19 protein-coding genes are annotated in these 18,469 nt (G+C 48.7%); 1 reads left to right on the forward strand and 18 read right to left on the reverse strand.

The features are described 5' to 3' along the window. Positions 1-7 precede the first annotated feature (7 nt). The 14 genes from mfd to metG all read right to left on the reverse strand — a co-directional run bounded on the left by mfd (position 8) and on the right by metG (position 15,449). Positions 8-3,541, reverse strand: coding sequence for a transcription-repair coupling factor (gene mfd, locus CKW00_RS11615; protein WP_095822707.1), 3,534 nt, complete (start codon positions 3,539-3,541; stop codon positions 8-10). An 88-nt stretch (positions 3,542-3,629) separates the two neighbouring features. Then, positions 3,630-4,187 (reverse strand): aminoacyl-tRNA hydrolase, encoded by a 558-nt coding sequence (gene pth, locus CKW00_RS11620; protein WP_008591381.1) that lies wholly within the window; start codon positions 4,185-4,187, stop codon positions 3,630-3,632. Between the two features lie 120 nt (positions 4,188-4,307). Continuing rightward, positions 4,308-4,952, reverse strand: a complete 645-nt coding sequence (locus CKW00_RS11625; protein WP_008591379.1) for a 50S ribosomal protein L25/general stress protein Ctc — start codon at positions 4,950-4,952, stop codon at positions 4,308-4,310. Positions 4,953-5,014: 62 nt separating this feature from the next. After that, the gene (locus CKW00_RS11630; RefSeq protein WP_008591378.1) at positions 5,015-5,971 is read right to left on the reverse strand and encodes a ribose-phosphate diphosphokinase; all 957 of its coding nucleotides are present in this window, start codon (positions 5,969-5,971) and stop codon (positions 5,015-5,017) included. Between the two features lie 15 nt (positions 5,972-5,986). Further along, positions 5,987-7,366 carry a bifunctional UDP-N-acetylglucosamine diphosphorylase/glucosamine-1-phosphate N-acetyltransferase GlmU gene (gene glmU / locus CKW00_RS11635; protein WP_008591376.1) on the reverse strand — a complete coding sequence of 460 codons (1,380 nt, stop codon included), beginning with the start codon at positions 7,364-7,366 and terminating at the stop codon, positions 5,987-5,989. Positions 7,367-7,628: 262 nt separating this feature from the next. Then, positions 7,629-7,922: a septation regulator SpoVG gene (spoVG, locus tag CKW00_RS11640; RefSeq protein WP_008591375.1), complete on the reverse strand. Its 294-nt coding sequence runs from the start codon at positions 7,920-7,922 to the stop codon at positions 7,629-7,631. A 108-nt stretch (positions 7,923-8,030) separates the two neighbouring features. Further along, complete coding sequence (purR, locus tag CKW00_RS11645; protein WP_008591372.1) at positions 8,031-8,849, reverse strand: pur operon repressor; 819 nt, start codon at positions 8,847-8,849, stop codon at positions 8,031-8,033. 59 nt (positions 8,850-8,908) lie between these two features. After that, positions 8,909-9,778, reverse strand: coding sequence for a 4-(cytidine 5'-diphospho)-2-C-methyl-D-erythritol kinase (ispE, locus tag CKW00_RS11650; protein WP_095822708.1), 870 nt, complete (start codon positions 9,776-9,778; stop codon positions 8,909-8,911). A gap of 77 nt (positions 9,779-9,855) precedes the next feature. Further along, positions 9,856-10,119 carry a biofilm formation stimulator Veg gene (gene veg, locus CKW00_RS11655; RefSeq protein ID WP_008591368.1) on the reverse strand — a complete coding sequence of 88 codons (264 nt, stop codon included), beginning with the start codon at positions 10,117-10,119 and terminating at the stop codon, positions 9,856-9,858. Between the two features lie 391 nt (positions 10,120-10,510). Next, positions 10,511-11,386, reverse strand: coding sequence for a 16S rRNA (adenine(1518)-N(6)/adenine(1519)-N(6))-dimethyltransferase RsmA (gene rsmA, locus CKW00_RS11665; RefSeq protein ID WP_095822710.1), 876 nt, complete (start codon positions 11,384-11,386; stop codon positions 10,511-10,513). Next, entirely contained in the window at positions 11,376-11,939 is a 564-nt protein-coding gene (gene rnmV / locus CKW00_RS11670; RefSeq protein ID WP_095822711.1) for a ribonuclease M5, read from the reverse strand. Before rnmV ends, rsmA begins: the two co-directional genes overlap by 11 nt. Positions 11,940-12,117: 178 nt before the next feature. Beyond that, on the reverse strand, positions 12,118-12,384 hold the full coding sequence (locus tag CKW00_RS11675; RefSeq protein WP_095822712.1) for a hypothetical protein: 267 nt from the start codon (positions 12,382-12,384) through the stop codon (positions 12,118-12,120). Between the two features lie 148 nt (positions 12,385-12,532). Then, positions 12,533-13,303, reverse strand: coding sequence for a TatD family hydrolase (locus CKW00_RS11680; RefSeq protein WP_095822713.1), 771 nt, complete (start codon positions 13,301-13,303; stop codon positions 12,533-12,535). Positions 13,304-13,505: 202 nt separating this feature from the next. After that, the gene (gene metG / locus CKW00_RS11685) at positions 13,506-15,449 is read right to left on the reverse strand and encodes a methionine--tRNA ligase (RefSeq protein ID WP_095822714.1); all 1,944 of its coding nucleotides are present in this window, start codon (positions 15,447-15,449) and stop codon (positions 13,506-13,508) included. Positions 15,450-15,725: 276 nt separating this feature from the next. On the opposite strand from metG, the gene CKW00_RS11690 reads away from it, so the two are divergent. Then, positions 15,726-15,998: an AbrB/MazE/SpoVT family DNA-binding domain-containing protein gene (locus CKW00_RS11690; protein WP_008591350.1), complete on the forward strand. Its 273-nt coding sequence runs from the start codon at positions 15,726-15,728 to the stop codon at positions 15,996-15,998. Positions 15,999-16,074: 76 nt separating this feature from the next. Here CKW00_RS11690 and rsmI read toward each other — a convergent pair whose 3' ends face one another. The 4 genes from rsmI to CKW00_RS11710 form a co-directional block, all read right to left on the reverse strand. Beyond that, positions 16,075-16,944: a 16S rRNA (cytidine(1402)-2'-O)-methyltransferase gene (gene rsmI / locus CKW00_RS11695; protein WP_095822715.1), complete on the reverse strand. Its 870-nt coding sequence runs from the start codon at positions 16,942-16,944 to the stop codon at positions 16,075-16,077. Then, the gene (locus CKW00_RS11700) at positions 16,941-17,198 is read right to left on the reverse strand and encodes a GIY-YIG nuclease family protein (protein WP_008591345.1); all 258 of its coding nucleotides are present in this window, start codon (positions 17,196-17,198) and stop codon (positions 16,941-16,943) included. Before CKW00_RS11700 ends, rsmI begins: the two co-directional genes overlap by 4 nt. Continuing rightward, complete coding sequence (locus CKW00_RS11705) at positions 17,191-17,931, reverse strand: tRNA1(Val) (adenine(37)-N6)-methyltransferase (protein ID WP_008591342.1); 741 nt, start codon at positions 17,929-17,931, stop codon at positions 17,191-17,193. The genes CKW00_RS11700 and CKW00_RS11705 overlap by 8 nt, the downstream gene beginning before the upstream one ends. Positions 17,932-18,043: 112 nt before the next feature. After that, positions 18,044-18,469, reverse strand: a 426-nt coding sequence (locus CKW00_RS11710) for a group II intron maturase-specific domain-containing protein (protein ID WP_332889074.1), incomplete at its 5' end; no start/stop codon positions are given.

The raw sequence follows: 18,469 nt of genomic DNA on the forward strand, positions 1-18,469 counted from the left end.
CCAGCAATTACACGACATCTTCCCTCATCATAGAAGGAAGGCGTCTCAGAAATTCCTCGATAAGCTCGTAGCGTCTCGGTTTTGTATTTCTGTCCAGACGGAAGCGGATCGTCAGCTGGTTCTCGTCCGTACCAAGCTGCACCATCCGTCCGTACTGGTTGGCCATTTCGAACAGCCGGGAACCGTCGATGCCCTGGCTCTGTTCTTTTTCCATCACCAGTTTGATCATGTGCTTCTGTTCCGTGATTTCTTCAATACGGTTTTGTTTCGCCTGCTGCTTCAGCACGGAAACTGTGAACAATTTCTCCACCTGTTCCGGATAGTCTCCGAAGCGGTCGATAAGCTCATCACGAAGATCCTGGATATCCTCTTCCGATTCAATCGTCTGAAAACGTTTATACATGTCGATCTTCTGTTTCTCATCCGAGATGTAATCACCCGGAAGGTAAGCGTCGATATCCAGCTGGAGTTCAGGCTGGAACGGCTGTATGGCCTCGGGCGTTTTCCCCTGACGTTTCGCTTCGATCGCATCCTTCAGCATCTGTGAATACATATCGAACCCGACAGAATCGATGAAGCCGTGCTGCTGGGCACCGAGCAGGTTCCCTGCTCCCCGGATCGACAAATCACGCATGGCGATCTTGAACCCGGATCCGAGCTCCGTGAACTCTTTGATCGCTTCCAGACGTTTTTCCGCGATTTCCGTCAGCACCTTGTTCTGCTGATAGGTGAAATAAGCGTAAGCGACCCGGTTGGACCGGCCCACGCGCCCGCGTATCTGATAAAGCTGGCTGAGCCCCATTCTGTCCGCGTCATATACGATAAGCGTATTTACGTTAGGGATGTCCACGCCTGTTTCAATGATTGTAGTACTTACGAGAACGTCATATTCCCCTTCCAGAAAGGCGAACATAATATTCTCAAGCTCTGTTTCATTCATCTGACCGTGAGCTACTGCGACTCTCGCATCCGGCACGAGCTCGGATATGTGGGAAGCCATCCGGTCAATGCTGTCCACCCGGTTGTACAGGAAGAAGACCTGACCGTCCCGCGACATCTCGCGTTCCACCGCTTCCCGTATAAATACCGGATTGTACTCGATGACGTACGTCTGAATGGGAAACCTGTTTTCCGGAGGGGTTTCGATAACGGAAAGGTCCCGTACTCCGAGCATGGACATGTGCAGCGTCCGCGGTATGGGAGTAGCCGTGAGAGTCAGAACGTCCACGTCCGCTTTCAGCTGTTTGATCTTCTCTTTGTGCTTCACACCAAAACGCTGCTCTTCATCAACGATAAGCAGACCGAGATCTTTGAACTCGACATCTTTCGACAGAAGACGATGCGTTCCCACTACAATATCAACCAGCCCTTTTCGGAGTCCGTCCGTATTATCCTTCTGCTGCTTTCTCGTACGGAAGCGGCTCATCAGACCGATGTTCACTCCGAAATCCTGCATACGTTCCGTCAGCGTTTCGTAGTGCTGCTGGGCAAGGATCGTAGTCGGCACAAGTATCGCCACCTGCTTTCCTTCCGCAATCGCTTTGAAAGCGGCACGGAGAGCCACTTCCGTTTTCCCGTACCCGACATCCCCGCATAGAAGGCGGTCCATCGGGCGCACCCGTTCCATGTCGTGTTTGATTTCTTCGATACAACGAACCTGATCGGGAGTCTCTTCGTAAGGAAAAGCTTCCTCGAACTCTTTCTGCATTTCCCCGTCCTGCTCAAAGGAGTGACCCCTGGACGCTTCACGCTCGGCGTAAATTTCAATAAGGTCATCCGCTATATCTTCAACCGAAGACTGGACGCGCCGCTTAACTTTCGCCCACTCGGAGCCGCCGAGTTTATAAATTTTAGGCTCTTTTCCTTCAGAACCGACATATTTCTGGATCAGGTCGATCTGATCCACCGGCACGAACAGCTTATCATTCCCGGAGTATTGCACCATCAGGAAATCATTGTGCGTCCCGCTCGACTCCAGCGTTTCGATGCCGAGGTACTTACCGATACCGTGGTGGGAGTGGACGACGTAATCGCCGACGTTCAGTTCCTGATAGCTCTTAATCCGTTCGGCGTTTGAAATCTTTTCTTTCTTTTTCCGTTTAGGTGCCCGTTTTTTAAACAGTTCCCTTTCGGTCAATACAGCTATTTTGTGGAGCGGCCATTCGAAACCGGCCCGGAGTGCGCTGTCGATGATCACCGGAGTGCTCACCGGCAGGGTTACATCCTCTTCCCCTACTACCGCCTCCATTTCATAATCATCGAGAACCGCCTGGACCTTCTCTTTCCGCTGCTCTCCCGAAGCCGCGATAACGACCGAGAAGTCCTGCTTCTTCCAGCGATCCATCTCATTTTTCAGTAAGTTCATCTGGCCGTGGAATTCCTGCATCTGCCGCCCTGTTATGTTGACGACATTCCCGGGCTGAGTGGAGGGGATATGTCTCATGAATACGGACAGGTAAATGCGCTGATGAGTCGTTTTCGCCCATATATCATGCCAGTCATGGGACACCTGCAAGTCTCTCACGGTACGCCCGTTTTCAAGCAGGTTCCGGTGCCATTCTCCTTCCTCCTCATCCAGTCGCTGTGCTGTTTCCTGAATTCTGCTCATTTCATCAAACACGACGATCCCGTCCTGCGACAGGTAATCGAGCAGGCTGTAAGTCTCTTCATAGAAAAATTCCATGTACTTGTACATATTCTCGAAGCGTTCCTGCTGTTCCAGCCGTTCCTTGTCATGCGAGATCTCTTCGAACAACCTCTGTTTCGCTTCCTGGTCCGACCACTTGCCGACCGTGTCCTGATAGGCGTCTTCGAGTCTGTTCAGAGCCCTGGCGTAATCTTCCGGTTTCAGAAGCATTTCCGTCGCCGGTCTGATCACCGTGCTCCCAAGCTTTTCTTTTGAGCGTTGGGATTCGACATCAAAGGTACGGATCGAGTCCACTTCCGTATCAAAAAGCTCAATCCGGACCGGGTATTCCTCCGTCAGGGGATAAACGTCAAGAATCCCCCCGCGCATCGAAAACTCACCCGGAGAAGAGACCATGCCCGTACGTTCATATCCGATTTTCACAAGTTTCGACAACGTATGGTCAAGATCGATTTCTTCTCCCATGTCAAAATGAAGCTGAGCTTCTTTCCAATACGAAACAGGCGGCATTATTCTTTTTAAAGCCGCCACAGGTGCTATGAAAATACCGGAGTCTTCATGAAGCCATTCGTCCAGAGCATCGATCCGCTGACTTCTCAGTTCGGGGCTGGCGATAGCGATTTCCGATGCGATCAGTTCGTTGACCGGATAGAGATGTACCGGGCAGTCGTCTGCCCATTCCTGCAGGTCTTCATACAGCTGCTGAGCCTGATGCAGCTGATGGGTGACGAGAAGGACCGGCCGTTTCACCGCTTCCTGCACGACGGAAACCAGCATGCTTCTTGACGTCCCCGAAACCCCGGCTACCATCTGTTCTTTTATACCGCTACTGACCCCCTCGACAACTGAAGCAATATCATCATGGGAACGTAAATATTGTTTTATTCCATTCATAGTAACCAACCCTCCACCTTCAAAGCTTCCTCTCCCTCGAATTCATCTTTTATAATCGTAAAAAAACAGACCCGGACACCTGGTCCGCCTACTTGTTATACTCATTCATAACTTCATCGAAGCTTCTCTCCATCCACGCCTCACACGCTTCTACGGAACGGTCGATACTGTCTTCCATATACTTTTTCTCTTCTTTGCTGAATGTGTCGAGCACGTGGTTAATGACCGAGTCGCTCTTCGGCTTTCCAATTCCCACACGCAGCCGCTTGAACTCTTTCGTACCAAGCTGGTCAATGATATCACGGATTCCGTTATGACCCCCGTGACCACCTTTCTGGCGCAGACGGATTTTTCCGGGCAGGAGATCGAGATCATCATAAATGACGAGCAGATCCTCTTCTCCGAGTCCGAAATAATCCATAAACGAACGTACTGCTCCTCCCGACAAATTCATATATGTCTGAGGTTTAAGTAAAATGATCTTTTCCCCGCGTACGTGTTCCGTCGTGAACAGGCTGTTGAACTTTTTCTTTTCCACGGTCCAGTTGTTCCGCTTTGCAAGCTCATCAATCACCTGAAAACCGGCGTTATGTCTGGTAGCTTCATATTTCTTACCGGGATTCCCCAGTCCTACGATACACTTCATAAGTTGAACTTCCTTTTCTTTTGAATGATTACCGTTATTATAGCATAGCAAAAACCGAAAGCTTAACGAAAGAAAAGGGCGCGCCTTTTCGGCTACGCCCTTCCTCATTCCTCTCGTTTATCAGGAATTCTCGTTATCTTCATCTTCGTCTTCATCCGGGTCTTTAAGAATATCCGGCTGCTCGTCTGTCTCTTCTTCCGGCTCCGTCGGAACTTCTTCCGGAGGAGTAACGGAAACGATTGTCGTATTCTCATCTTCAAGAAGTTCGTAGTTACGTCCTTCTTTCAGGTCGCTCACCATCAGGCTGTCGCCGATTTGAAGTTCGGATACGTCCACAGTAATCGACTCCGGAATGTCACCGGGCTTCGCACGAAGAGCTACAGCGTAAAGAGGCTGCTGCAGTACGCCGCCTTCACGTACGCCTTCAGGCTCTCCTTCCACGTTGATAGAAACTTCCACGTCTACTTCCTGCTGCATGTTAACCGCGTAGAAATCCGCGTGGATCAGTTCGTCTTTGAGCGGGTCGATCTGGTGCTCGTGAAGCATTACATCCAGTGTATCTCCACCTTCAACATCAAGGGAAATGATGGCGTTTCTGCCGTGGTCACGAACCGTTTTAAGAAGTTCGATGCTGTTTACGGAAAGAGTTACCGGGTCTTTTTCTTTACCATATACGACACCAGGAACGTCTCCGCGCTGACGGATTTCCTTCGTGCTGGATTTTTGCAGATTATCTCTTTTCGTTGCTTTCAATTTAATAGCCAATTTCATCTACCTCCAAATATTTATCGTTACTGTATACCCTCATTAACGTATGAGTAAACGTATTAATCAAAAAGAATACTTACGGACTGACGTTCGTGCACACGAATAATCGCTTCACTGATTAACGGAGCAACAGAGAGCGGGTTGACTTTCTCAATCTGTTTATCTTCTCCAAGCGGAATCGTGTTCGTGACGACCAGTTCCTTGATTTTAGAATCATTGATGCGTTCGATCGCCGGACCTGAAAGTACAGGGTGTGTACAGCAGGCGTACACTTCTTTCGCTCCGTTCTCGACCAGTGCGTTTGCTGCTAAAGTGATGGTACCGGCCGTGTCGATGATATCATCGATCAGAATTGCTGTCTTACCTTCAATGTTACCGACAATATTCATAACCTCTGCCACGTTTGGCAGCGGCCGGCGTTTATCGATAATGGCAATCGGGGCCCCGAGACGGTCTGCCATTTTTCTGGCGCGTGTCACCCCGCCGTGGTCAGGCGATACGACAACGATGTCGTCGAGATTCTTATTCTCGAAATACTCGGAAAGGATAGGTACTCCGATAAGGTTGTCGATCGGTATGTCGAAGAAACCCTGGATTTGCGGAGCATGAAGATCCATCATAATGACCCGGTCCGCTCCCGAAGTCTGAAGCAGGTCTGCTACAAGTTTAGCGGTGATGGGTTCACGCGACCGGGCTTTCCTGTCCTGTCTCGCGTACCCGTAATAAGGCATGACGATATTGATCGAGTTTGCCGACGCCCGTTTCAGTGCGTCAATCATAATCAGAAGTTCCATCAGGTGCTGGTTGACCGGTGAACTTGTCGATTGCACGACGTATACGTCACAACCACGAATACTTTCATCAATGTTGATTTGAACTTCTCCATCACTGAACGTAGTTACTGTACATTTCCCGAGCTCAATACCGATATTGCTGGCAATCTCTTCTGCAAGCGCCGGGTTGGAATTCAAAGTAAAAACCTTCAGCTCCGAGTTTCGGTAATCCTTAGCCGCCATGGAACGAACCCTCCATTAATCTTTTTTCTTGGATTTCAGTTTCTGTGCGTAATTTTCTTTGTTCGTCTGCCGTGCTCTTGCAATAGACAGCGACTCTTTCGGAACATCTTTATTAATGGTTGAGCCGGCCGCTACGTACGAACCTTTCCCAACGGTAACCGGGGCGATGAGGTTCGAATTGCAGCCGATAAACGCATCATCTTCGATTGTAGTCAAAAACTTATTCTTTCCGTCATAGTTGACGGTGATCGTTCCACAGCCGATATTCACCCCGCTGCCTACGTCAGCGTCCCCTATATAACTCAGGTGGGAGACTTTACTTCCTTCACCGAACGAAGCTTTCTTCACCTCAACGAAGTTACCCACTTTCACTTCATCACCGAGGTCCGATTCAGGACGAATGTGCGCAAATGGCCCTATTTTTACGCGTTTGCCCACTTTACTGTCGGACACAAAACTCTGTTTCACAACGGACCCTTCTCCGATATAGCTGCGCTCCACAGTGGAATTCGGACCGATGACCACGTCATCCTCAATGACCGTATCACCCGTAATCGTGGTACCGGGCTCAATTGTGACATCCTGACCGATAACGGCATCCGCACTGATATAAGTATTGGAAGGATCTATAATAGTCACGCCGCCGCGCATATGGTTTTCATTGATTCTTTCCCTCATAAACGCCTCTGCCCTGGACAGAGCGACACGGTCATTGACCCCGAGTGCTTCCCTCAGGTCTTCCATCTGATACGCACTTACGGATTCCCCTTCTTTTTGAAGAATCTCCATGACATCCGGCAGGTAGTATTCCCCCTGGGCATTATCATTCGAAACGCTGGAGAGTGCTTCAAAAAGCATTTCATTATCAAAACAGTACGTTCCGGTATTGATTTCCTGCACCTTCGCCTCTTCCGGTGAAGCGTCTTTCTGCTCCACGATACGTTTGACGTCGCCACGTTCATCGCGAAGGACACGACCATAACCGTGCGGGTCTTCCGCATGGGCAGTAAGTACTGTCGCTTTCGCCTGCTTCTGTTCATGGTGCGAAAGAAGAGCTTCAAGCGTATCACTCGTCAGAAGCGGTGTGTCACCGCAGACGACGACGGTCGTCCCTTTTTTACCGGAGAGGTGATCTCCGGCCTGGAGTACTGCATGACCTGTGCCGAGCTGTTCCTTCTGAATGACATACTCACTGCTGTCTCCGAGCTGTTCCTGCACAGTTTCCGCTCCGAAACCGACAACAGTAATGATCTGCGATAGTTCCAATTGATTAAGTTGATCTGTTACGTGCTGCACCATCGGCTTTCCGGCTACAGGATGAAGAACTTTGTAAAGCTTTGATTTCATCCTGGTACCCTGACCGGCTGCGAGCACTACTGCAAAACGATTGGCCATGAAGTAACCCCCATCATAGTTATCCACTATGAATATTATCTTAAATCAGAATTAATTTCAACATTACACCCGTCAGTGATTATATTTTTTAGAAATGGGTATATCAATACTATAGCAGGCGGTCGGCTCTTCTTCTTCTCCTGTCGAAAAAAATATCCCGCCCCGTTTTAGTTACGCGGCTCCGATTATTTCCGGGAAAGAAACTGCTGAGAGCTAAAAAAGAACCTGACCCGTCCCGGTCAGATTCTCTTCTGAAACATTTTTAAGAAGCGCCTGCTCCCTCATATTCCATTTGCTGAGGTGCCTCGGCTTTTTGGTAAGCTTCGAGTACAGCCTCCTGTATTTTACCTCTCGTGCCGGAATTGATCGGATGAGCGATATCCCTGAATTCTCCGTCCGGTGTACGTTTGCTCGGCATCGCCACGAAAAGTCCATTATTTCCGTCGATAACACGAACGTCATGTACGACGAATTCCTGATCAAACGTAATAGAAGCAATTGCTCGCATTCTTCCTTCTGTGTTTACTCGACGCAGTCTCACGTCAGTTACTTCCATTAACCATCACCACCTTTGTTTTGTAGAGCCTGTTATATTATTTCTACTCTGTCACAAAGTTTCCTGCTTTATTCAGAAAATTTTTTCTCTATTTCTGACAAAGTTTTCTTAAAGCCTTCCGAGAAGATTACCGGCTTCCACTTCAATTTCTTTCGTACGGTCATCGGCGTGAAGAATGCGCAACAGTGATACATAGTCATCGACGACACGTTCTTCCTCTTCGTCTTCCGCTTCCGCCAGCACTCCGATACCTGCAACTTGCGCATCGAATTCTTTCAGCAGATTCTTCATACCGTTAATCGTGCCGCCTGCTTTCATAAAATCATCGATGATACATACATTGGATCCGGGACTAAGCGAACGCTTCGTCAGCACCATTGTCTGGATTTTTCTGGTGGAGCCCGACACGTAGTTAATACTTACGGTCGACCCTTCCGTAACTTTCGGGTCTCTTCTCGCGATGACCACCGGAACGTTTAAATGAGCGGCTACCGCATAAGCAAGAGGGATCCCTTTCGTTGCTACAGTCATTACCGCATCTATTTCCCGGTCGACGAACACAGAAGCGAACATTTTTCCGATGTCATTCACCGTCCGCGGGTCTCCGAGGAGATCACTCATAAACAGGTAACCTCCCGGAAGAAGGCGGCCTGTATCCGAAAGCTTCTCACAGAGTTGTTCGACAAACGGAGTCCCATAGCTCTGCGAGTAGGCCGGGATATATTTCACCCCGCCGGAAGCCCCCGCCACCGATGCCAGGTACCCCGTTCCTTCCTCCTGGAACCGTTCATCAATGATTCCGAGATCTTCACTGATGGAAGATTTGGCGGAACCGAACTTTTCCACGAAAAAGGGGAGGGAGATCAGGGTGTAAGGATGTTCAATAATGTAACGGGTCATAGAAACTAAACGTTTACTTCTTTTCATATACAGAAACTCCTCTTAAAACCGAATATTTTATTTAAATATAACAAAAATATACGGTTTTAATCAAGAGTGTCCTTCGTTCCAAGGACTCTCACCATATATACTTCATCACAAAACCCTTTCAGATGGTTACAGATCCTTCTGGCTTTTACATCCGGCTCCACCAGGGAAAACACGGTCGGACCGCTCCCGCTCATCAGGGACGTATCCGCTCCGGCCTGCAGCATATGTTCTTTCAGCTGGGCTACTTCAGGATAAAGTCGCACGGTGACCCCCTCCAGCGTATTACCTACGCTCTGGCACATCTTTTCATAATCTCCTGTCCGCAGGGCTTCCACCATGGAGGAGGTGTCCGGGTGCCCGGCCTCTTTTATGTCCAGGGCCTGATAAATGGTTTTCGTAGATACGCCGATAGGCGGTTTGGCAAGTACGACCCAGCACGGAGGAGGTGCGGGGAGCTCCTCGATTTTCTCCCCGCGGCCGGTAGCTAAGGCCGTGCCTCCGTGGACGCAAAAAGAAACGTCCGAGCCGATTTCTGCTCCGATTTCCGCAAGTTCACCGGGAGTCGTATCCAGGTCAAACAGCCGTGCCATCCCTCTTAATACGGCAGCTGCATCACTGCTTCCCCCTGCCAGTCCTGCAGCCACGGGAACGTGTTTCGTCAATTTGATATGGACACCGCCAGTGATGGAAAAATGCTTCTTCATTTTCTTCGCTGCCAGGTAGGCAAGATTACGCTCATCATTGGGGACGTATCTGCTTTCGGCTTCCAGAACAATTTTATTCTTTTTCAGGCTGGTCAGTTCAATACGGTCGGCAAGGTCTATCGTAGTCATCACCATCTCCACTTCGTGGAAACCGTCTTTTCTTTTATGTAGCACATCGAGCGATAAATTTATTTTCGCCGGCGCTTTCTCCATTATATACATACCAACACCCACTTAAACGTATAGTATGACCGCATTGTACCATAAAAAGACAAAACAAAAAGCAGCAAACAAAATGTTTACTGCTCTGCTACGGCAACTGATGGTTGTTCTTCGAAGTTGAGTTCCACGGTTTCGGTCAAAACATCCGCGTAACTGTAAGAGACTCTCTCGTAAGAATTCTCTTCGGGATCCAATTCCACGATAAAAACGGAAGGGTACGTATCGGAAAGCGTCCCTGTACGTTCAATCGTTTTGCGTCGACCTCCATTAGCTTTCAATGTAAGTCGGTTTCCGATCTGTTCTTCTAGCGTTTGCTTGATTTCTCCCAATGTTTTAGCCACTAGACTCCACCTCACTAAAACAAATGTATCACACATATTGGAAATAGTCAAATAAGTGATATATTATAGCAATATTCAATAAAGAATGTCAATCACAAAGAAAAGCGGAGCCATTCGCTTAGAAGTTCTAAGATAAGCAGGTACTCCGGGCTTCGGGTGCTCTGGCCCGAAACAGGGGGGCCAGCTTATCTTACGGACTTCTGAATGGCGGAGCTGGATCATGAAAAGCGGAAACTTCCGGGTAGAAGCACTGGCGTAAGCAGGAGGCTTACTTTTCGGGGGCCTTTCCCCGAAAATAAGTGTACTGCTTAGGACATGAGCTTCTGGAAGTTGCAGCTGGATCATGAAAAGCGGAAACTTCCGGTTAGAAGCGCTGGCCTAAGCAGGAGGCTTACTTTACTTCATGGAAAACGTCCGCAAGCCTTGCGAACTCTTCCATCGAAAGCGACTCACCCCGGCGACCGGGGTCGATACCCGAGCTTTCCATGCGCTCCCTGATCTCATTCTTTTCAAGTGACCCTTTGAAGAAACTCCCGAGATTATTGATAAGCGTCTTTCTCCTCTGCTTAAAAGAGGCTCTCACTATTTCAAAGAAGAAATCTTCATCCTGCACGTCGACAGGCGGTTCCGCACGCTTCTCCAGATGGAGAACAGCGGAATCCACGTTCGGCTGGGGCATGAATACGGACTTCGGCACCGTCATCGGTATGCTCGCTTCCGTGTAATACTGCACAGCGATCGACAGCGAACCGTAGCTTTTTGTACCGGGAGAGGCGGCCATCCGTTCGGCTACTTCTTTCTGGATCATTACCGTAATGCTCCGGAACGGAAGACGATCCATCAGCAGTCTCATAAGGATAGGAGTAGTGATGTAGTAAGGGAGGTTCGCAACCACCCTGACCTCTTCATGATCACGGGAAAGCTCATGTACGACCTTGGCTATATCCGCTTTCAGAATATCTTCGTTGATAATTGTGGCGTTATCGAAAGATGACAGTTCTTCCTCGAGAATGGGTACCAGCCGCTGATCGATTTCAAAAGCCGTGACAGAACCTGCATGAAGAGCCAATTGTTCAGTCAGCGCCCCTATGCCGGGACCGATTTCAATCGCTGCTGTATTCTCACCGATTCCGGCATGGCGGAGCATATTTTTTAAAATATTAACGTCTACGAGAAAGTTCTGCCCCAGGCTTTTCTTAAAGGAAAACCCGGCTTTTGTTAAAATGTCTTTCGTGCGACCTGGTGTCGCTATCGCTTTATTGTTCATCTTTCTCCTCCTGAATAATTTCTCTCATGACCTGTTCCACTTCCTCTTCAGTGATCCGGAACATATTCAAACGACGCACCAGCTGCTTCGCGTTCGTATGACCGATATGAAGGCGTTCTCCGAGTTTTTCACGCCGGGCACTGGCCCCGGCTCCTCCGATTAGTCCGTATGGCAGAAGGTCGGCTTTCTCCAAAAGATTCTCTTCTTCTTCTGTCACTTCATAAACGGCGGACAACGCTTCCCTTATATGCTCTGCCGACGCATGTTCCACTCCTACCCCTTTGTCATGTTTAGCGATAGCCGTATGCTTCGGCAGAAACGCGTGCTTGCAGCCTGGTACGTGTTCGGAGACGATGTGTCGAATCCGTTTCCCCGGGTAATCCGGATCCGTAAAAATGATGACTCCGCGCTTTTCGTATGCATGTCTGATCCTCTCCAGAACATCCTCACCAATTGCCGAGCCATTCGTTTCAATCGTATCGGCCACGACCGCCTGTTTGATTTTTTGTGTATCGTCTTTACCTTCGACGACGATTATTTCTTTAACTTTCACCTCGGGCCCCTCCGTTCATTTGCTTCTGTAAGCATACCACGTGTGACCCATCAGAAAAAGCACAGACAAAATCAGCAGCTCGGACCCGTAGAGTGGGGTTTACTATTCTTCCTCAAAAAGAAACTGAATACACAAAAACGCCTGTTTAGAGATAAAAACTCTATTCAGGCGTTTTATATTATATGTCTACTTGTTCTTCAGGATAAATTAAAACATTATCGACAAATATCCTGCAACGTACTGTAAACATACCACCGATACTTACTTTGATATTTTCTGTACCTCCATTACTGCGTTCTAAACTCCCGCTCAACTCCCCTCGCAGGGTAAAACCGACTTTTTCGTCCTGCAATGTACCATCAACATACAATCTTTCCCCACTAAACCATGTATTCACTACTTGAATGTGGTGCCCTTCATATGTAACTTCAAAGGTTTTCTTCATTTAAAACTCCCCCTCATCATTCGAAACTATAAATAAAATTTTCTTATAGACGGGCATAATTTATTGAAAAATAACATACCAATCTATACGAAAACTGGTATGTTATTTAACTTTTTATGTTGTTTTTTCTTTATCAGGAGTAAAGTGGTTACGATTTAATACCGAAAAACTTTTTCGCATTGTCAGTAGTGGTTTCCGCTACTTCCTCATAAGGAAGTTCTTTCAGCTCCGCTATCTGTTCGGCGACGAGCTTCACCCAAGCAGGCTCGTTCCTTTTGCCGCGATTCGGATGAGGAGCGAGGAAAGGGGCGTCCGTTTCCACGAGCAGATGTTTCATCTCCACAGCTTTTGCCACTTCTTTCGGCAGTTTCGCGTTTTTGAACGTGACCGGCCCCCCGAGAGAAATCATAAAGTTCATGGCTATCGCACGCTCCGCATATTCCACAGGTCCGTTGTAACAGTGCATAATTCCGCCAACGTCCTCTGCATGTTCCTGTTCGAGAACTTCAATGATATCTTCCGTCGCCTCCCGGTTATGGATGATAATCGGCAGCTTCACCCTTTTCGCAAGAGCAATCTGTTTTTTGAACACTTCTTTCTGTACGTCTTTCGGTGATTTATCCCAGTGATAATCAAGGCCCATCTCACCGATCGCCACTACTTTCGGGTGGTCCGCCAGGCCCTCAATCCATTCGAGGTCTTCTTCCTTCATATCGACAGCGTCCACCGGGTGCCAGCCGACAGCGGCGTAAATGTTCTCATCGCTCTCCGCTATTTCCAGAGCTTTCGGAATCGTTTTCCGGTCAAATCCGACGACTGTCATATATTCAACACCTGCTTCCCGGGCCCGGCGTATCGTCTCGTTCCGGTCTTCCTCAAACTGATCGGCGTTCAGATGTACGTGTGTATCGAACAACATATTGTGTTTCCTCCTTCCGGATATTCATGACAAAGGTACGGGGGCAAAACAAAACGATAACAAAAGAACAGCACATCGCCTCCCGACGGGCCCGGCCTCAACTTGTGCCGACGCCTCAGGAGTCTCCGTGCTGTTCTTCAAAAAATCCGGAAACCGGCGGGAACACCCGATTCCCGTTATCTGTTTTATCCCGAACGTTTCCTCAGGTTACTTTGGCTCCATTTGCCAGCGTCTGATCGACGGAAGCGAGTGACAAATTACCGGACTCGTCTTCTCCGGCAAGAATCATACCTTCCGACAGTTCGCCGCGAAGTTTCACGGGTTTCAGGTTACGAATGCATATAACCTTGCGACCTTTCAGATCTTCCGGACTGTAGTATTCGGCAATCCCCGATACGACCTGGCGTTCTTCATACCCGAGATCGAGCTGAATTTTCAGCAGTTTGTTCGCCTTTTTGACAGGAACCGCTTTTTTCACTTCGGCTACGCGGAAGTCGAACTGCTGGAAGTCATCGATGGTTACTTCCGGCAGGTCCTCGGGCTTTTCCGGTCCTGCCGAAGGTTTCCTCATCATATCCTTGATGATTTGCGTCTCTTCCTCCACATCCAGTCTCGGGAAAATCGGTTCCGCTTTTTGAACTTCCGTCCCTTCGCTGATGTAATTGAAATCATCAAGTGTCTTCCATTCTTTCCCGGCAGGATCTGTGAGACCGAGCTGCTCAAACATACGCTCCGGCGTGTTCGTCATGAACGGCCGTAGCATAATGCCGATATGACGCAGTGAAGCTGCCAGGTGGGCCATCACGTTACCGAGACGTTCCCTCTGATCCTCGTCTTTTGCAAGAATCCACGGAGTCGTTTCGTCGATATATTTATTCGTACGGCTTATAAATTTCCAAAGTTCACCGAGGGCCACGGAGAATTCCATCTGTTCCAGGCTCTCTTCTACGTTCGTTTTCGTCTCCATAGCCATTCTTTCGAGATCTTCCTCCAGGCCGGTCTCTCCCGGTACAAGCGCCGGGATCCGTCCGTCGAAGTACTTGTTGATCATGGCGACCGTACGGTTCAGCAGGTTACCAAGGTCATTGGCCAGATCGTAATTCGTACGCTCGACGAAAGCCTCCGGTGTGAACACTCCGTCCGATCCGAACGGCACTTCGCGGAGAAGATAGTAGCGGAGTGCATCAAGACCGTATCTGTCACTGAGCTGGACAGGGTCCACGACGTTTCCTTTGGATTTCGACATCTTTCCATCCTTCATCAGAATCCAGCCGTGTGCAAACACCTGTTTCGGAAGCGGAAGATCGAGAGCCATAAGCATGATCGGCCAATAGATCGTATGGAAACGGACGATTTCCTTCCCGACCAGCTGTACATCGGCAGGCCAGTACTTGCGGAACCGCTCGTCATCATCCGTATCGTATCCGAGGGCCGTAATGTAGTTACTGAGCGCATCGATCCACACGTAAATTACGTGTTTCTCATTGCCCGGCACTCCGATACCCCAGTCGAACGTAGTCCGGGAAATAGCGAGATCTTCAAGCCCCGGCTTAATGAAGTTATTGATCATTTCATTTTTCCGGCTTTCCGGCTGGATGAATTTCGGGTTGTCTTCATAGAACTTAAGAAGGCGGTCGGCATACTTGCTCATCTCAAAGAAATAGGATTCCTCTTTCACTTTCTCAACCGGGGCGCCGCAGTCCGGGCAGTGCGCTTCATCAAGCTGACGTTCCGTGAAGAAGGACTCACAGGAAGTACAGTACCATCCTTCGTACTCCCCGAGGTAAATATCCCCTTTTTCCATGAGGTAATCGAAAATTTTAGCTACTACCTGCTTATGCCGCTCCTCGGTAGTTCTGATGAAATCATCGTAAGAGATATCAAGTTTCTTCCATAGATCCTGAATACCGCCCACGATTTCATCCACATACTCAATCGGGCTTACTCCCTTTTCTTCGGCTTTACGCTGAATTTTCTGGCCGTGTTCATCCGTTCCGGTCAGATACATCACGTCATATCCGCGCAGTCGTTTGTAGCGGGCCATTGCATCCCCGGCTACCGTGGTATAAGCATGTCCGATATGAAGATTACCGCTCGGGTAATAAATCGGTGTCGTAATATAAAATGTATTTTTCTCCTCAGGCATACAGGCCCCTCCTTATAATTACGAGACTTCTTATAAATAGTCATTCCTAACTTTAAAATATACCGAAAATAGGTCCGCCCTGTCAAAAAATCGGGGTTTATTAAGGATACACCCTCCCTTCCCGAAACAGGTATAGACACCCGTATACAGACATGTAAAAGTTTTTTCGTTATTTAGAACATGCTAATTGACATGATTGGCAAACTTTGGTATTATGATTCCGAACCATCGTCGAAATCAGACGACTAACTTTTGAAGTAAGGGGAGAGAAACATTATGAAATCTACTGGAATCGTCCGTAAAGTGGACGAACTGGGACGCGTCGTTATTCCTATCGAATTACGCCGTACCCTGGACATCAATGAGAAAGATGCGTTGGAGATATACGTAGACGACGACCGCATCGTTCTTAAGAAATACCAGCCATCCATGGCTTGTCAGGTCACCGGGGAAGTGGCTGATGACAACATTAAGCTCGCAGGCGGCAATCTGGTTCTCAGTAAAGAAGGCGCCGAACAGCTGGTCAAAGAAATCCAGAGCAAGTTCTGATTTTAAGACCTCTTTTTAAAAAAGAAAGCACTTTTACCAACACAGAGAGAAGGTAAAAGTGCTTCTTTTTTATTTTTTAATCCTCTTCCACGTGGTAAGCCCGGTACACTTCGCGTTTCGGCATACCTCGCTCCACCGCTACTTTTTTGACGGCTTCTTTGTCTCTCATCCCTTCCTCCACGTAGGATCCGACGTGTTCCTCCAGAGTGAGCGAATCCCACCAGGACGATTTCTCTTCCTCTTCGCCTCCTTCGACCACGATACAGAACTCGCCTTTCAGTTCCGTTTCCTCCACCCAGGTGAGGACGTCGGAGAGATCTCCCCGCAGAAACTCCTCATACTGTTTCGTCAGTTCGCGGGCAAAAGAAACGCGACGATCACCGAACACCTCGTATAAATCCTGCGTCATCTGTTTCAGACGGTGGGGAGATTCATAAAATACCATCGTTTCCGGAAAGCTCTTCCACTTTTCCAGTTCCTTCACTCTGTCCTTCTTTTTCCGGGGTAAAAATCCGTAGTAAAAGAAGTGGTCCGCCGGCAGCCCCGAACCGACCAGGGCGACGAGTGCCGCGTTGGCGCCGGGAAGTACGACGACCGGAATATCTTCTGCCACAGCCTGACTTATGATCTCCTCCCCGGGATCCGAAATCCCCGGCATTCCGGCATCACTGACCAGCGCTACGGAAAGGCCGTCCCCGAGCCAGGCGATCAGTTCCTCCGCCCGGCTTTTCCGGTTATGTTCGTGGTAACTGATCAGAGGGGTGTCAATATCATAGTGCCGGGTCAATTTCTTCGTGTTGCGGGTATCTTCCGCTGCAATCTTATCGACCGACTGTAACGTATGCACGGCCCGGTACGTCATATCCTCGAGATTCCCGATCGGGGTCGGAACGATGTACAACGTACCTTCCTCCTTATTTCCCCGGAAACTTTTTTGCGTCTTCATCCTTCATCCACTCCCTGTATAAGCTTTTCCTTGGCTGTGCGGGACAGTTTTTTTATTCTGTATTCTTCCCGGAGGGCCTCGCTTTTCGTCGAAAATATTTTCGTATAGACGACTTCAAAAGGAGCTCTGCCTCTCGTATACTTCGCTCCCTGTCCTGCCTCATGTTTTTTCAGACGTGCGGGAAGGTTGTTCGTGTATCCTGTATACAGCGTGTGATCCCGGCACTTGAGGACGTAGACGATGTGCTCATCCATACAGCATCTGTTCCGCTTCGTGCGTGTAATTACCGTCTTCCTCATATACATAGAGAGGAGGCAGAACACTGAGACCCGGGTTTCCGTCCCGTACCCCTTCGATCAGCAGCATATTCGCTTCTTTCTTCGCATTCGGATAAACGAAACGGACCCGCTTCGGTTCCAGTTTATACTTGCGGAACGCCTCGATGATTTCGACGAAACGTTCGGGCCGGTGAACCATAGCTACTTTTCCGCCGGATTTTGCCAGTCGGGAGGATGCTTCCACCACTTCTTCAAGCGTACAGGCGACTTCGTGACGTGCGATCTTCAAATGTTCATTTTCGTTCCTCATTACGCCATCCGTCGTCTTGAAGTACGGCGGATTCACGGTTACAAGATCGAATTTATCATTTTTGAAATAAGCCGGCATCTCCCTCAGATCTCCGTGGATCATGGACACCTGCTCTGCCGCTCTGTTCAGCTCCACATTCCGGACGGCCATGTCATACAGCCGCTCCTGAATCTCCACGCCGGTGATCGGCACGTTGGAGTGGTTAAGGAAAAAGAGGGGCAGCACCCCGTTCCCGGTACATAAATCAAGAATCTTCCCCTTCGTCCGCGGAAGAGAGGCGAATCTCGCCAGAAAAGCGGCATCCAGAGAGAATGCGAATACGCTCGGGCTCTGTATAATTCGTCTGTTTTCTTCTGCAAGCAGATAATCTATTCTTTCGTCTTCGTATAAGTGAACCACGTTCCCTTTTCCTCCCGCCTGATATGAATAAAATCGAGTAGGAGGAGGTGACTAGCCTCCGTCCTCTCCCACCACCGTACGTACGGTTCCGTATACGGCGGTTTCATAAAATTCAACGTGCATTCAATGATTTTAAACCCATACGTTGCCAATAGTGGTCATTGAGCGTGCGATGGAGAATTGGGCTACTGGCTATACGCCAGTAGCCTTTTCTTGTATTTCCCCATTCGAAGGCTTTCGCCTTTGTCACTCCCAATGCTATTAAATTCTTCACTTTGGCCTTGGGCAGTTTCCACTCTTTCCAACGAATCATTCGAAGTCTTCTCTTCAACCATTCCATCATTCTTTTGAAAATCGATGGCGTTTCCGCCAGGCGAAAGTAGTTATACCATCCGATAAGAAACTCATTAATTTTCTCAATACGGTATGTCATATCGGTACTCCACTTTCGACTCGTCCATTGGCGTAAACGTTGTTTAGCCTTGTGAACCGAATCTTTGTGGACGCGCACTCTAGCCTTTCCTTTCACCGAAGGTGT

The sequence above is a fragment of the Salimicrobium humidisoli genome (assembly GCF_002295105.1).
Classification (GTDB): domain Bacteria; phylum Bacillota; class Bacilli; order Bacillales; family Halobacillaceae; genus Salimicrobium; species Salimicrobium humidisoli.